The organism is Hungatella sp. SB206 (assembly GCF_051132295.1).
Lineage (GTDB): Bacteria > Bacillota > Clostridia > Lachnospirales > Lachnospiraceae > Hungatella > Hungatella effluvii.
In genome coordinates this window covers 5,918,964-5,935,000 of the sequence record NZ_CP096603.1, presented here as the reverse complement: position 1 = coordinate 5,935,000, position 16,037 = coordinate 5,918,964, and the positions used below count along the sequence as shown (strand labels likewise).

General features: G+C 47.3%; 9 protein-coding genes, 1 tRNA gene and 1 rRNA gene (1 of these 11 only partly in view). 10 read left to right on the top strand and 1 reads right to left on the bottom strand.

The window, feature by feature from the left end; genetic code table 11:
* From M1L66_RS26300 to M1L66_RS26255, 10 genes are all read left to right on the top strand, one after another.
* Positions 1 to 2,663, top strand: a 23S ribosomal RNA gene (locus M1L66_RS26300); it begins 228 nt to the left of the window's first position.
* A gap of 130 nt (positions 2,664 to 2,793) precedes the next feature.
* Positions 2,794 to 2,865 (top strand) — tRNA-Gly (locus M1L66_RS26295).
* 125 nt (positions 2,866 to 2,990) lie between these two features.
* A complete protein-coding gene (locus tag M1L66_RS26290; protein WP_434688819.1) occupies positions 2,991 to 3,110 on the top strand; it encodes a hypothetical protein in 120 nt (39 codons plus the stop codon).
* A 412-nt stretch (positions 3,111 to 3,522) separates the two neighbouring features.
* Entirely contained in the window at positions 3,523 to 4,902 is a 1,380-nt protein-coding gene (locus tag M1L66_RS26285; RefSeq protein ID WP_187024580.1) for an ABC transporter substrate-binding protein, read from the top strand.
* Positions 4,903 to 5,131: 229 nt separating this feature from the next.
* Complete coding sequence (locus M1L66_RS26280; RefSeq protein WP_434688818.1) at positions 5,132 to 5,830, top strand: carbohydrate ABC transporter permease; 699 nt, start codon at positions 5,132 to 5,134, stop codon at positions 5,828 to 5,830.
* Between the two features lie 13 nt (positions 5,831 to 5,843).
* Positions 5,844 to 6,674, top strand: coding sequence for a carbohydrate ABC transporter permease (locus M1L66_RS26275; protein ID WP_110326140.1), 831 nt, complete (start codon positions 5,844 to 5,846; stop codon positions 6,672 to 6,674).
* Positions 6,675 to 6,719: 45 nt separating this feature from the next.
* Positions 6,720 to 8,528, top strand: coding sequence for a sensor histidine kinase (locus M1L66_RS26270; RefSeq protein ID WP_434688817.1), 1,809 nt, complete (start codon positions 6,720 to 6,722; stop codon positions 8,526 to 8,528).
* Entirely contained in the window at positions 8,500 to 9,990 is a 1,491-nt protein-coding gene (locus tag M1L66_RS26265; RefSeq protein WP_187024583.1) for a response regulator transcription factor, read from the top strand. The genes M1L66_RS26270 and M1L66_RS26265 overlap by 29 nt, the downstream gene beginning before the upstream one ends.
* 15 nt (positions 9,991 to 10,005) lie before the next feature.
* Positions 10,006 to 13,185 (top strand): hypothetical protein, encoded by a 3,180-nt coding sequence (locus M1L66_RS26260; protein WP_434688816.1) that lies wholly within the window; start codon positions 10,006 to 10,008, stop codon positions 13,183 to 13,185.
* On the top strand, positions 13,179 to 13,868 hold the full coding sequence (locus M1L66_RS26255; protein WP_434688815.1) for an MBL fold metallo-hydrolase: 690 nt from the start codon (positions 13,179 to 13,181) through the stop codon (positions 13,866 to 13,868). The genes M1L66_RS26260 and M1L66_RS26255 overlap by 7 nt, the downstream gene beginning before the upstream one ends.
* 70 nt (positions 13,869 to 13,938) lie before the next feature.
* On the opposite strand, the gene M1L66_RS26250 is transcribed toward M1L66_RS26255, so the two are convergent.
* Positions 13,939 to 16,023 carry a CocE/NonD family hydrolase gene (locus M1L66_RS26250; RefSeq protein ID WP_434688814.1) on the bottom strand — a complete coding sequence of 695 codons (2,085 nt, stop codon included), beginning with the start codon at positions 16,021 to 16,023 and terminating at the stop codon, positions 13,939 to 13,941.
* Between the last annotated feature and the right edge of the window lie 14 nt (positions 16,024 to 16,037).

The following is a 16,037-nucleotide window of genomic DNA, read 5'->3' as shown; positions in this document are numbered from 1 at the left end:
CTCGATTTCCAAAGTAGCGGCGAGCGAAATGGAAGGAGCCTAAACCGGCGTGCGTGCATGCCGGGGTTATGGACTGCTAAAAGTGACTCGTATGGTAACAGAACGGCCCTGGAAAGACCGGCCACAGAGGGTGAAAGCCCCGTATGTGAAACCAGAAGAGAGCGAGCAGATTCCAAAGTACCACGAGACACGAGAAACCTTGTGGGAATTCGGGGGGACCACCCCCCAAGGCTAAATACTCCTTAGTGACCGATAGCGCATAGTACTGTGAAGGAAAGGTGAAAAGGACCCCGGGAGGGGAGTGAAAAAGAACCTGAAACCCTGTGTTTACAAGCTGTGGAACCACATTTTAGGTGGAACCGCGTACTTTTTGTAGAACGGTCCGGCGAGTTGCCGGGACTGGCAAGGTTAAGCACTGAAGGTGTGGAGCCGAAGGGAAACCAAGTCTTAATAGGGCGAATAAGTCAGTTCAGGCAGACCCGAAACCGGGTGATCTACCCATGTCCAGGTTGAAGTTTCCGTAAAAGGAAATGGAGGACCGAACGCACATCCGTTGAAAAGGGTGGCGATGAGGTGTGGGTAGGGGAGAAATTCCAATCGAACCCGGAGATAGCTGGTTCTCCTCGAAATAGCTTTAGGGCTAGCCTCGTATTAGTTTAGCGGAGGTAGAGCACTGAATTCTTAAGGGGGCGTCAAAGCTTACCAAGAGATATCAAACTCCGAATGCCGCATAAATGATGTACGGGAGTCAGACTGCACGAGATAAGTTGGGTAGTCAAAAGGGAAAGAGCCCAGACCTACAGCTAAGGTCCCAAAGTGTGTGTTAAGTGGAAAAGGATGTGGGATTTCAAAGACAACTAGGATGTTGGCTCAGAAGCAGCCACACATTCAAAGAGTGCGTAATAGCTCACTAGTCGAGAGGTCCTGCGCCGAAAATGTCCGGGGCTGAAACACAACACCGAAGCTTAGGAATTGACGTAAGTCAATTGGTAGAGGAGCATTCTTAACTGCGAAGAAGCGTTACCGTAAGGAGGCGTGGAGTGTTAAGAAGAGAGAATGCCGGAATGAGTAGCGAGATGGAGGTGGGAATCCTCCAGGCCGAATATCTAAGGTTTCCAGAGTAAAGCTGATCTGCTCTGGGTAAGTCGGGGCCTAAGGCGAGGTCGAAAGACGTAGTCGATGGACAACAGGTTGAAATTCCTGTACCGCGTATTATCAGAACTGTGGGGACACAGAACCGAAGCCAAACCCGGGAATGAAAAGACCGGGGCAAGCGCCGGACTGGTTAGACTGGAAAAACCGTCTAGCAACAGGAAAGCGTGATGCGTACCGAACAAAAGTAGGGAAGTTGGTATAGGGGCTGTCAAGAAAAGCCGCTATTGTGTAATACGTGCCCGTACCGTAAACCGACACAGGTGGATGAGGAGAGAATCCTAAGGCCGGCGGGAGAAGCATTGTTAAGGAACTCGGCAAAATGACCCCGTAACTTCGGGATAAGGGGTGCCCACGAGAGTGGGCCGCAGAGAATAGGCTCAAGCAACTGTTTAGCAAAAACACAGGTCTATGCAAAACCGAAAGGTGAGGTATATGGGCTGACGCCTGCCCGGTGCTGGAAGGTTAAGAGGAGAGGTTAGGAGCAATCCGAAGCTTTGAATTTAAGCCCCAGTAAACGGCGGCCGTAACTATAACGGTCCTAAGGTAGCGAAATTCCTTGTCGGGTAAGTTCCGACCCGCACGAAAGGCGTAATGATTTGAGCGCTGTCTCGACAATGCACCCGGTGAAATTGAAGTACCAGTGAAGATGCTGGTTACCTGCGCCAGGACGGAAAGACCCCATGGAGCTTTACTCCAGCTTGATACTGGGATTCGGTGTCGCATGTACAGGATAGGTGGGAGGCTAAGAAGGTAGGATGCCAGTCTTACCGGAGCCATTGTTGGGATACCACCCTTGCGATATTGGGTTTCTAACCTGCGGCCATGACCTGGCCGGGGGACAATGTCAGGTGGGGAGTTTGACTGGGGCGGTCGCCTCCGAAAGAGTATCGGAGGCGCTCAAAGGTTCCCTCAGAATGGACGGAAACCATTCGAAGAGTGCAAAGGCATAAGGGAGCTTGACTGCGAGACTGACGGGTCGAGCAGGTACGAAAGTAGGACTTAGTGATCCGGTGGTATAAAGTGGGATTGCCATCGCTCAACGGATAAAAGCTACCCTGGGGATAACAGGCTTATCACTCCCAAGAGTTCACATCGACGGAGTGGTTTGGCACCTCGATGTCGGCTCATCGCATCCTGGGGCTGAAGTAGGTCCCAAGGGTTGGGCTGTTCGCCCATTAAAGCGGTACGCGAGCTGGGTTCAGAACGTCGTGAGACAGTTCGGTCCCTATCCGGCGTGGGCGTAGGATATTTGAGAGGAGCTGTCCTTAGTACGAGAGGACCGGGATGGACTGACCTCTGGTGTACCGGTTGGGTATCAAACCCATGGCCGGGTAGCCAAGTCGGGAAGGGATAAACGCTGAAGGCATCTAAGCGTGAAGCCCCCCTCAAGATGAGATATCCCATCGCAAGAGTAAGACCCCTTGAAGACGACGAGGTAGATAGGGCAGAGGTGGAAGCATGGCAACATGTGGAGCTGACTGTCACTAATAGGTCGAGGGCTTAACCAAGTTGGTTTAGGTTGTCAGAAATGGCAGAGGAAGTAAGAACGGATGAAAGATATGTACAATGTGTGGTTTTGAGGGTATATGCCCTAAGAGAAAACGGAGAGATGAGAGTCGCTTCGTTTTTATAGAATAAGCGCGAGTGGCTCAGTGGTGGAGTACAACCTTGCCAAGGTTGGGGTCGCGGGTTCGATCCCCGTCTCGCGCTTTTATTATGTAAGAAAACGGATTTCCAGAGATGGAAATCCGTTTTTTTCATCCAGCTGCATAGTTTACCTTTATAACGCCAATGCGACAATACCGGAGATTCATGGATGTGCCAGAGCCTATGAAATGACAGGAGAGGAGCAATACAGAAAAGTAGTGGAGAACTACTGGCAGCTGGCTGTAAACAGGCGGGGAAGCTTCGCAACCGGAGGACAGACGGCTGGAGAGAGCTGGCTCCACCGATGAAGTCCGGTTTCACGGAAATAAGGACAATCCACAGTCGATCCTGACTCCTTCCCATGAGCGGGAGTGGGAGCACTGGAAGGAGGATTACCGGACGGTAGGACAGGAACGGAATTTCTGTTTCAAGCCTTTGAAAAATATTGGCAGAGAGATGTATACGGTTTATTTTCCGGTAGCAGATACAGATTCGACAGTGCACAAAAACTAATACGGAAGCGGATTTCTAAGATATGGAAATCCGCTTTTTTAATTCTGCTGCCAATGCAATGCGTTTCCAAAGAGAAGAGATGAATTTCTGCATTCAACTCTGGCGGATTGTCCATGTCGTATGTTAAGGCCGGTATGCTATAATAAGGATACTTTAACAGGCTTCTGTAAATAGACAATGGTAATCAGTATTGAAGGAGGGTATTTTATGAGAAAAAACAGACACATCTTAGCATGGACACTGGCTGCACTGACAGCAGTATCTTCTCTTTCCGGATGTTCCGGCTCTGCAAACCAGACAGCAGCTGTGGAGACAAGCGCAGAAGAAACTACAAGAGCAGAAGAGACCACGAAAGCAGAGGAAACTGCAAAAGAAGAGGAAACCACACAAGCGGAAAAGAAAGACGTGACATTATCTCTTTTGATTGACAACAACGTATCTTTAGACGGACTCCAGGCCGTGTGCGATCTAGCGAAAGAAAAGCTTGGAATTACGATTGAGATCGAGTACAAGGTAGATGACAGTGTGCTTAAGACGAGACTTGCCTCTGGAGAGATGACGGACCTGCTGGTATATAACTCAGGTTCTCTGCTGGACGCATTAAATCCTTCTGAGTATTTTATTGACTTAACCGACCAGCCTTTTGTAGAAAAGTATGATGAGACCTATAAGAATTCTGTTACTGTAAATGGGGCTGTCTATGGTGTTCCATTTGCATCTACGCAGGCAGGTGCAGTTATGTACTATAAGCCAATTTATGAAGAATTGGGATTGAAGATCCCTGATACATGGGCTGAATTCATATCTAACTGTGAGAAGATAAAAGCAGCGGGGTATACCGCCTATATTAGCTCTACGGCAAAAAAATCCATGACACAGGTGCTGTTCTTAGGTGACCACTATAACCTGGTGTCAGCCAATCCAAATTTTGTAGCAGAATTTGAAAAAGGAAATGCAAAATATGCTTCAGATCCGGCGGCTATAAGAAGCTGGGAGAAATATGAAGATGCGTGGGGCTATCTGCAGGAAGGACACACGGCAACTACATATGATGAAGCTTGCGATATGCTGGCTAACGGAGAGGGGGCTCATTGGATCAGCCTGACGCAGGCTCTGTCCAATATTTATTCTTTATATGGAGAAGACACGGTTAATAAGATAGGTGTATTTGGGGTTCCAGGAGATAAGGCGGATGATCATGGCCTGACCGTTTGGATGCCCAATTCCCTTTATGGGAATATCAATTCCGATAAGAAGGACGACATACTTCGCTTTATGGAGTTCTATATTTCGGACGAAGCACTGAATGCATACGCGGGAGCAATACTTCCCGATGGTCCGTACTGTATTAAGGGGTACTCTCTTCCGGATAACTCTTATGATGCAGTAAAAAATGATATGCAGGCTTACTTTGATCATAATAAAGCAAAAGTTGCCATGGAATTTGAGACAGCAGTGAAAGGTGCGAATTGTTCTACTATTACGCAGTCACTGATATCTGGTCTAACTACTGGAAAAGAGGCCGCTTCCGATTATGACGAGGACTGTAAGCTCCAGGCGCTTCAGCTTGGACTCGATTGGAAATAGTTGATTCAAAATAAGTGATTGAAAATAAAAGAGGATGTGGAAACATCCTCTTTTGTGAAAGCAGGTGAGAGTTTTGAAACAGAAAAAACGATATTCCGGATGGTTTTTAGCGCCTACGTTGGTGGTTTTTATCGGACTTTTTATATTACCACTTATTATCTCTCTTTATTTTAGCCTGACAGTCTGGAGCTTTACGAATGTCACTTTTGTAGGACTGGAAAATTTTAAAATGTTCTTTAAAGATAAAGCGCTCAGCCGTAGCATCATCAACACGTTTCTCTACGCGTTTTCCACTTGTGCCATAAAAGTCGTGCTGGGCTTTTTTCTGGCCGTATATCTAACCGGGAATATCCGCTTAAAAAGAACCCTGAGGTCAATGGTGTTTTTTCCTCATCTGGTCAGTTCTGTTGCTGTAGGAATTACATTTGCGGCATTGATGCATCCATCCAGGGGATTGTTTAATAAAGTTATTATATTTTTAGGAGGACAAGGGATTAACTGGCTTGGAAACCCGGATATTGCATTATTTTCTGTTATAGGTACAGATGTATGGAAAGGACTGGGAGTCGCAACGGTCATCTTTATTTCTGGAATCCAGGCCATAGACAGGATTTATTATGAGGCGGCGGAGGTGGATGGAGCGAGAGGGATTCAGCTTCTGCGTTATATCACAATGCCATTATGCCGGCCGGCAATGAATTCTGTTATTATCCTGGCGCTGGTGACAGGTATGAAAACATTTGACTTAATTAAAGCCATGACAGAGGGAGGGCCGGGGACTGCAACCGAAGTAATCGCACTTTCTGTATATAAACAGTTCGCCGCGGGATATTACGGCCTCTCTACAGCAGGAAACGTTATTATGCTGGTAGTAATTGGACTCATTGCTTATCCTCTGCAGAAGTTTCTGATCAGCCGTGAAGAATAGGAGGGCAGTTAAAATGAAGAAGAAAAATATACGGTGTTTTGCAGCGACTGCAGTCGGTGTTGTATCGGGGTTTATTATATTTGTTATTCCTTTTTTATTTATGCTCGTTAATTCTTTAAAAGACAGAAAATCGGCTAACCAGTTGAGGCTTTCACTACCGGAAAGCGTACATTTTGAAAACTTTCTTGACGTCATAAAGGAGCAGAACTATATGCTGCTGCGGGCGTATAAGAATAGCTTTATTCTGGCGTTCTTTTCCATTCTGCTGCTGGTTGTATTTTCATCTATGGCCGGATATGTGCTGCAGAGGCGCAGCGACAGAAAAATTACAGCCGCAAACGCTGTAATTCTGGTTGGCCTTATGGTGCCGCCAGCCATTATGCCTACGATCTGGGTACTGCAAAGTGTAGGCCTTTACAAAACTATGGTGGGGATGATTCTTATCGAGGTGGCGCTTCATACTCCGTTTACTGTCATGCTGTATCGGGGATTTATGGCATCAATTCCCATTGAACTGGAGGATGCCGGATATATCGATGGATGCTCCCAATGGAAGATGTTCTGGACGGTTGTATTTCCACTGCTAAAACCAGTGAGTGCCACAGTTACGATTCTCAATATGGTTTCCGTTTTTAATGATTTTATGAATCCGCTGTATTTTCTTCCAGGAACAAAGAATGTAACGCTTCAGCTGACACTATACAGTTTTATGGGGCAATTTTCCAGTTCTTACAATTTATTATTTGCGGATGTGATACTGATTGTCTTGCCTATGCTCATAATTTTCTTTATACTGAATGATAGAATTGTTGATGGTATGACGGCGGGGGCGGTCAAAGGCTAGGTTGAGGCATAAGGTCAGCTACGCCCGGAAAAGGTGGGGAATGGTATGAGGTTTCAGCGAAAAATTCTGTTGAATTATGTACTTCTTCTTTTTATATCTGTGGTGATTATAATTGTGCTGTATTATAATTCCTCCCGAAAACGGTACGCGGAACAGGAGTATTCTTACTTACAGACCCTGTCAGGACAGATGATGCAGCAATTGGAGATGGAATACCGATCCATGCAGGAGATGACAGAGTCTCTTCTTTCTGACCCTGTGATTCTGGATAATTTAAAAATTCTGGCTACCATTTATGAGGACAGCGATTATCGGGTAGAAGCGAAAAAGAAGATTATGATCAGACTGAACACCTACCATATTGTGAAAAATTTTTACAGGGTTTTAATTTATAATAATCGTGGCGACATATTTGCAAGCTATGATTTTGATGAACGAAAGATCAAAAATATGATTCCAGAGGAACAGGAGGTATGGATAACAGGCGCTACGGGTAAGAAAGGAAGGACAGGACTGGTTCTGCCTCATGAGGATCCCTGGGGAATGAAGACCTCACCTGTCGTATATGGGGTCATCCGGGAGATTTTAGGCAGCAATATGGGATATTTAGAGGTACAGAAGACAGAAGATTCGCTGAAACGCATCTTTGAGATTTTTGATGACAATATTCGGGTAGCCGCTGTATACGATGGGGGAGGCGCCCTATATGGACTTGAAAACGAAGAGATGATGCAGTACTATGAGGGGCTGGGTAAGAGTGAGAAGCACACAGTAACGGATAGAAAGAACCCTGTGACGGGCCGTAATGAGATCGTGTCCAGTGTCTACTCTGAACTTACAGGAGTTACAATTTTGCTGGCAGAGGACAGACGTGTCATTACGCAGAAGATGTCCGGTCCACTATGGATGGCATTCTGGATTCTGCTTCTTTTCGTGTCACTGTCTATCTTGTTTATTGTCCGTATATCACAGAATCTTGCGCGGCCGATTAACGAGCTGCGCAGGCAGATGGAGCAGACTAATACAGAGAATATGGGGGAAGCAATCCATATAGAGAACAGCATGGACGAGATTACAGCTCTTACGAATACATATGAAAGGATTTTACGGAGACTGAAGGAATCCCTGATTCAGGAGAAGAACTTATCCTATCTGCAGCTTCAGGCAAGATACGATCTTCTGCAGGCTCAGATTAATCCTCATTTTTTTCATAATGTATTGAACGTTATCTCTTCGAGGGGACTGATGCTGGGGGACGAAACCATCTGTGAAATTTGTGGAAGCTTGTCCGGTATGCTTCGCTATGCCACTGGCAATAAAATACGTTATGCCACGATAGCGGAGGAGTTAATCTATTTGAAGCAGTATCTGTATCTGATGAAGCTTCGGTATCAGCATAAGTTGGAATATCTTATCGAGGTGGATGAGATGCTTGGCAGTCAGCTGGTACCTAAAATTGCGTTTCAACAAATTGTAGAAAATTCCATTAAGCATGGGTTTAACGGGAAAAATGACGTGATGAAGATAACTGTTACCATAAAGCTTACGGAGTCGGGAGAACACTGGATTGTGGTATTCACTGATAACGGAGAAGGGATTAAAAAAGAGACGGTGGAACAGTTGGAACAGCAGATGATACGAATGAGGGATAGTCTGCTAAACCGTCATGAAAACATCGAGATGGAAATTGGCGGTATGGGTCTGCTTAATACCTATGCTCGTCTCGTACTGTTTTTTGGCGATGATGTGAAACTGGAGATTATGGGACTGGAAAGCGGGACAACCGTAGTCATAACGGTGCCAGTATCGGCAGGAGCGGGGGAAGATGTTTCGAGTATTGGTAGTGGACGATGAGCCAAGTGCAGTGGAGTATATCTGCAATATAATAAAAATGAAATGTCCTGATTTGAACGTGGTGGGAACGGCGGAAAATGGACTGGAAGGTCTAGCGGAGTACCAGGTGCTGGAACCGGATCTGGTGGTAAGTGACGTTAAGATGCCGGTTATGGATGGCCTTCTTATGGTAAAGGCCATCAGGGAAATGAATCCTGAGGCACAGATTCTTCTGGTAAGCGGTTATCAGGAATTTAAATATGTAAAAGAAGCTCTTTCGATCGGAGTTTCTGATTATGTTTTAAAACCAATGACACCAGCTAATTTTGTAACATCAGCTGCCCCGATTATTAAAAAGTTGAAAGGCAGGATGTATGAACAGCGGAAAGTACTGGTACGTCAGGTGGTGGCCGGAGAAAAGGCCGATGAGGATGAAATCAGAGCATATTTTCCGGAAGAGGAATACTATCTGGCTGTCATTCGGGAAAATGGGCTTCCAAGGCGTTTTACCGGGAATTATGGAATGGAAATGCTCTCTGAGCTGGAAGATACGATATTTGTGTATGGGCGTGATGAGAGGGAGGCTCTCTATATCTGTCCTGCCAATGCACTTAACGATCTGGCATTCAGTTTTATGATTGAGAAGGAGGCATTCAGAAAAAAGAATGACAGCAACTTTGTGACTACGGTGATGATAGAGAAGGCCGTGGAAAGAAACTGGGTTCCTAAGGCTATGGAGCAGATATACAGAAGTTTAAACAGCCGCCTGTCCATAGGGGTCAACCAAAGATTTTTTGCGGAGGAAGGCGAAAAGGACATGGACAAGAGGAAGGAGCTCTATGATAAGGAGGCGTTAAGGAGCATGGAACGCTTCCTGGAGAAGAAAGAGTATGACATGCTCTTAGAACGACTATGGGAATTTATAAAGAGTACAGAAAGGGCGGCTTATCCGCAGCTCTGTCTGGAGCGGTTCGTGAGGCAGCTGGCGCTTAAAATTCAGCAGTACAGGAACTTTAGGGGGGATGTATTTGAGGATGAGATGATGATGGAGGATGCATTTTACTATGCTGGCAGTGTAGAAGAACTGTTCGACAGCTTAAAAAGTATCTTTATACGGTATTGGAAGGAGGACAGAGAGGCAGTAAAACTGGATTCTAATCAGTTTTTAGACACGATGAAGTGCTATATTGACCAGCATATGGCGGAAGATATCACGGTTTCCACGGTTTGCAGGGAATTCGGACTGTCTCAGTCCTATTTAAACATGATATTCCGGAAATATGGGATGCAATCGTTTAATATCTATCTGCGCACAGTCCGCATTGAGAAGGCAAAACGCATCATGGAGAGGAATCCACAGATGTTTATTAAGGATATCGCTATGATGGCGGGCTATAAGGACCAGTTCTATTTCAGCAGAATATTCAGAGCAGTAACGGGAGTGTCTCCATCGGAGTATATTGAACGTGGTTCGGTGGGATGAGTTGGAGGTAGTAAGGTGTATCGGGTAAATCAGAAAGAATTTTCAGAAGAGATATTTGCAGACCCGCCGGTGGAATACAGGGGGTTTCCATTCTGGGCGTGGAATACAGAGATGACAAAGGAAGACATCGATTTCGGCCTTTCTATTTTTAAGGAGATGGGAATGGGAGGGGTATTTCTTCACAGCAGAACGGGGCTGAATATCCCCTATTTAGGCGAAAAATTCATGGATCTAATTGATTATGCGTGCAGCCGCGCGGAAGAAACAGGGCTTATTCCGTGGCTTTATGACGAGGACCGGTGGCCTTCCGGCTTTGCAGGAGGTCTCGTGACGAAGGAGAAGGCGAACCGCAGCCGTTTTTTGGTCTGGTCTCCAGAGCCGCTTAGGGAAGGACAAATTGTGGAGAACAGAGGTTTTACTTCCTCTGCGGCCCCTGTCAGGAGTGGAGAAAGAAAATTTTACGGTATATATGAAGTAACTGGAAAGAATGGTTATTTAAAATCGTATCGAAAACTGGAGGATATAAACTTACGTAAGGCACAGACGGAGGAGGGAGAGCAGACCTTTCTGTGGTGGGCTTACCTGGAAATCTCAGGGAATAATCCATGGTTTAATGGCCAGTCGTATGTGGATACATTAAATACGGAAGCGATAAAGCAGTTTATTGATATAACCTATGAGGGATACCGTCTAAAGCTTGGCGATAAATTTGGCTGCATGATCCCTGGAATATTCACGGATGAGCCTCAGTTTACACCGAAGCAGCGGGCGGAGGGGATAGAAAGCCGGGAAACGGTCATTCTCCCTTTTACGGATGTACTTCCAGAGCTGTTTTTGGAGAAATACCATTTTGACCTGATGGATGCACTGCCGGAATTGTTCTATGACTGGGAGGACAGAGTTTCCCTGGCCAGGTACTGTTATCATGATTTGACAAGCCAGATGTTTGCCGAAAGTTATGCCGGACAGATTGGTAAGTGGTGCAGGAACCATAGACTGGCTCTGACCGGTCATCTTATGAAGGAACCGCTCCTCTCGTCCCAGACCCAGTATGTGGGGGAGGCGATGCGCATTTATCCGGCATTTGAAATTCCCGGTATCGACATTCTCTGCGACCGGCATGAGTATACGACTGCAAAACAGGCGCAGAGCATCGTTCATCAATATGGAAAATCCGATATGATCAGTGAACTGTTCGGGGTAACGAACTGGGACTATGATTTTCGGGGGCATAAGCATCAGGGTGACTGGCAGGCAGCTTTGGGGGTTACAATGCGTGCACCTCATCTTTCCTGGACATCAATGGAAGGGGAAGCAAAAAGGGATTATCCTGCCTCTATTTTTTACCAGTCCCCATGGTATCAGGAGTATCGGCTGATGGAAGACTATTTTGCCCGGATTTCGTCTGTCATGAGCCGGGGGAATGCAGTTATAAGAATCGGGGTAATTCATCCGATAGAAACGTGCTGGCTGCATTGGGGAACACTGGAAAAGACGGGAGAACGGGTAAGGGAGCTGGATGAGCAGTTTTTGCAATTGACGGACTGGCTGATCGGAGGCAGTTTTGATTTTGATTTCATATCGGAGGCGCTGCTTCCGGAATTATACAGAGGGTGTGCCGGGGCTGGTTTTTCTGTAGGGGAAATGAGGTATCGTGTGGTTATTGTACCAAATATGGAGACGATCCGATGGGAGACACTGGAGGCACTAAAGGAGTTTCACAGCGGGGGAGGCGCTGTTGTTTTTTGTGGCAGAATTCCGGCCTGTGTGAATGGAACGCTTTCCAGTGAAGGAGTGAGGCTGGCGGAGCAGTGTAAAACAATTCCGTTTATCAGAAGCAGCCTGTTGAGTGAACTACAGGAGTTTTCAGAGGTTGAATTATTCGAGCAGGGGCGTGGGAGAATTGATGATGTTATCTGCCAGCTTCGGGAAGAGGGAACAGAACGTTTTCTTTTTATGGCGCACAAAAAGAACCCGAAAGAAAAGGATATGGCCAGAGCACGGATTATAACCGTGCGAATGAGGGGGAGTTGGTTATGCCGGCGGCTGGATGCTGTGAGTGGTTGTGGAGAAGATATGGAAGCGCGGCCAGGCCTTGATGGATGGACAGAGACAAAGGTAAGAATTTATGAGCACGACAGCGTATTGATCCATTTAACTCCATTTTTTAGAGAGGGGCAGGAGACACGGACAAAAGGAGAGAAGGCAAGCCAAGAAGGATATGCAGTTAGAGAAAAGGCTGGAGAAGAAGGGGAGAGAGGGGGAAGCAGAGGCCAGGAAGTCCAATACTGCAAACGAACGCGAGTGTCCCTGTCTGAGCCGAACGTACTCGTATTAGATATGCCGGAGTATTCATTGGACGGTGAGGAATGGAAGAAAGAAGAGGAAATACTGAGGATTGACAATGAAATACGGAAACGGCTGGGATATCCTCTGCGCATGGAGGCATGGCCTCAGCCATGGGTAAAGCAGAAGGAGGACGAAGAAATACACAAAGTTGAACTGCGTTACTTTATATACTCGGAGTGTGAGGTCAGGGAGGTATGGCTGGCCCTGGAACGGCCGAAAGAGACTGAAGTTTATTGGCAGGGGAATCCTATTACAGGAGAGCCGGTTGGCTGGTATGTGGACAAAAGGATTCGAAAAGTAGCTTTAGGGGGACTGAAAAAGGGCTGGAATGAACTTCGTATGGTCCGTTCATTTGGCAGCAGGACCAATCTGGAAGCGGTTTTTCTTTTGGGTGGGTTTGGTGTTAAGGTAACTGGGCGCAGAGCAGTGGTGACAACATTTTCAGGTTTCCTGGATTTCGGGGACTGGACAGTACAGGGACTTCCGTTTTATGGAGGAAATGTGACCTATCACATAAGTGTTATAGGGAAAGGACATCCGATGAAAATCAAGGTGGGAAAGTTTCGTTCGCCGGTTCTCCGTGTTGATTATCGTGAGAAGAAGCAGGGGAATATCGCATTTTCACCGTATGAGCTGATAACGGAAAAAATTGAGAAAGGAGAACAGCGCATAGACATTACGGCGTTTGGAAACAGGTTAAATACATTTGGTGCACTCCATAATTGTGATGATTCCGACCATAAAGCGGCGCCGGAATACTGGAGGAGCGAGGGGGATGCCTGGTCCTATGAATACTGCCTCCAATCAGCCGGAATATTGAAGGCGCCGGAAATCACAAGATGTTAGAACTCCATTTCCTGGGAACAGGAGCGGCTTTTTATCCGGAACTGGGCAATACAGCTGCCTTTTTCCTGCATGGTGATACTTTATATCTGATAGACTGCGGGTCTTTCGTGTTCCACAAACTCTATCAGTTGTCTGAATATAAGGAGGCTCGCCACATTACTGTTCTTATTACCCATATGCACACAGATCATATTGGCAGTCTGGGAGATTTAATTGCTTATTCCTGGTTTAAAAAGGGAATTCGTGTCAAGGTTTTCTATCCGGATGAGCGGTTGAATGTATATTTAAAATTATGTGGGATTGATCGTGAAATCTATGAATATACTGCCTGGTGGCCGGAGAAATTGCCTTTAGGGATTAAGGCGAGACGTGTGTATCACGATCCCTCTATGGGGTGTTTCGGGTATGAGATTGGTGACGGAGAGGAGACAATCTATTATAGTGGAGACAGCGGGCTGGTTGACAGTGAGATGCTTGATGGACTGAGGTCGGGGAAATTCACACACCTCTATTTGGATACCGCCAATTATGCACCCGCTGAATCGGGGCATGGCAATTTCAATGCACTGAAGATGGTGGCGGATCCTTCCCTTAGAGGAAGGATTACCTGCATACATCTTGACTGTGATTTTAAAGAAGAGATCCTGGAGGCGGGATTTTGTGTGGCGAAAGTGGTAAATTAAACAGTTGCTCCGTATCGTAGAACAGGCTCCCAAACCCTGGATTTCAGAGTTGGAAGCCTGTTCTTTGTCGTTACGTCTCCTCCCGCAGAACCACCCGCGAAGCGCAGCTTCCGCCCCGGTGAATGCGGTTGTGGGCGGTCTTTATGGCCACGCTGTTGAAGCCATCACGGGTGTTGCGGTTTGGAAAGATGAAATTCTCCGCACTGGAGGTGATGGTAACTCTCAGGCGGTGACCTTTTAAGAAGGTATGAGATACTTTTGTAGTTCTGATCTTTACCGGATAAACCGTGCCCGGCTCCATGAAATCGGGATGATCGAACTGATTCCGGTAGCGGACGCATAAGACTCCGTCGGCCAGCTTCATGGAGCGGCCGGCTTCGTCTACATCTGTGATGCGCACGACGAGATCGGTATCCTCACAGTCGGAGGAAAGAAAAATCTCAGCGGTGGCGTCTCCGGTAATCGTTAAGTCTTCAGTCAGGCATTCGGTGGTATAGCACAGGACATCAGACCGTTTCTCTTCTTCCGCGTAATCGGCAGGGACCTCCAGTTCATTTTCCGACATGTCAATAAGATGGATCGCCGGATCTTCCGGATTATACAGATAAGAATCGGAAGATTCGTGCAACGGAGAGTCCATAGTCAGAAGACCGCCGTTTGATGCGGCCGCATCCTCGCGGCTGCCATCCAGATAGAGCACCAGCTCTTTTGTCTCTGGTACAGGCCAGTTACTGGCCGTCTTCCACTGGTTGGACCCACAGGTATAATACTCTGCCTTCGGTGTCCGGTCGATTCCATTATCTACACCTTTTAAATAGTGTTCCAGCCAGGCGAGGCAGATGAAATCCATGTCGTAACGGAGGGCGTTGCTGCCAAGCGCAAGGCCGCCCGGATCGTAGGACGCATTGCCGCTGTGCAGCCAGGGACCCAGAATGACTTTCTTTTCCGGATAGTCCCGATATAATTCCAGGGCTTCCGTTGTACCCATGCCGTTATCGTCAAACCAGCCGGACATGATCAGAGCGGGGACCCGGCTCGCTTCAGTCCGTTCCTTCCAGTTTCCGCGCTGCCACAATTCGTCATAGTCCATATGGCTGAGCCATTTCTTTAAAAATGGGATGTCGTAGCCGAGGGCTTTTGGCGCCAGCTCCTCCAGAGGACGGATGTTCAGAACGTCATCCCAGTCGTCTCTCGCCATGAGCTCCGGGTTGGCATGCTGTCCGGAGACGAGGAAGGCCCAGGCGAGCATACCGGAATTAAAGCAGCCGCCTCTTCGCGGAACATCCACGAAGGGACTGCCGGCACAGACATTGCTGAGCATGGCTTTCAGATGCGGATTGCCGCTGGCCGCCGCTGCCCACTGGACATAGCCAAGGTAGGAACCTCCGGTCATGCTGACGCTGCCGTCACTCCAGGGCTGGCCGGCAATCCAGTTCAGCGTGTCGTCACCGTCCTCAACTTCATAGTACATGGGAAGCCATTCGCCTTCGCTGTCTTCCCGGCCGCGGACATCCTGGATCACCACGGCGTAGCCGCGCTGTACAAAACGATAGTACGCGGCTGTGCCAATGGTTTTTCCATAAGGGGTACGCACTAATACGGTGGGGACTCTTCCCGCGCCCTCCGGCAGATAAATATCCGTTGCCAGACGTATGTTGTCACGCATTGCCACCATCTCTGTGACTGGGGGCTTCACCGTGAAAAGAGGGGTCCCGCCCATTGTCTTCCAAACTTTCAGGATCGTTCTGTCTTCATACCCATCTTTTACCAGAACCGCGCACTGGTCGCGAAACGGAGTGACGAAAGCAACAACAGTTCCCTCTTCTGTGATCAGATCGACTGGAAACTTAATGTTTCGCTGTACAAAGGAGTCTTCGTTTTTTCTCTCATATATCTCTCCGGAGGGAGTGGTGAAGCGCGCTGCCTTTTCCTTTGTGACCTCGCTTATTCCCGCCTCGTAGTCAGGCAGCTTAAGAAGGATATTGCGGACATCCATTTTCCCAAGCTCGAGGTACCAGGTTTCATCCTCTGTAAGCTTTTCCCATTCTTTAAAAAGACCGGTATGTACATCAAGCGGCCGATGGCAGACACAGTCTTTCGTCCGTTCACAGATACCATATAAAATGCCGGACAGATAAAAGTTCCATAGTTCCATAGTTTCCTCCTTGT

Excerpts from the sequence above, each read along its gene's own strand:
- M1L66_RS26255 (WP_434688815.1), top strand. The coding sequence starts at position 13,179 with ATGTTAGAACTCCATTTCCTGGGAACAGGAGCGGCTTTTTATCCGGAA.
- M1L66_RS26290 (WP_434688819.1), top strand. The coding sequence starts at position 2,991 with ATGACAGGAGAGGAGCAATACAGAAAAGTAGTGGAGAACTACTGGCAG.
- M1L66_RS26270 (WP_434688817.1), top strand. The coding sequence starts at position 6,720 with ATGAGGTTTCAGCGAAAAATTCTGTTGAATTATGTACTTCTTCTTTTT.
- M1L66_RS26265 (WP_187024583.1), top strand. The coding sequence starts at position 8,500 with ATGTTTCGAGTATTGGTAGTGGACGATGAGCCAAGTGCAGTGGAGTAT.
- M1L66_RS26280 (WP_434688818.1), top strand. The coding sequence starts at position 5,132 with ATGTTCTTTAAAGATAAAGCGCTCAGCCGTAGCATCATCAACACGTTT.
- M1L66_RS26275 (WP_110326140.1), top strand. The coding sequence starts at position 5,844 with ATGAAGAAGAAAAATATACGGTGTTTTGCAGCGACTGCAGTCGGTGTT.
- M1L66_RS26250 (WP_434688814.1), bottom strand. The coding sequence starts at position 16,023 with ATGGAACTATGGAACTTTTATCTGTCCGGCATTTTATATGGTATCTGT.
- M1L66_RS26285 (WP_187024580.1), top strand. The coding sequence starts at position 3,523 with ATGAGAAAAAACAGACACATCTTAGCATGGACACTGGCTGCACTGACA.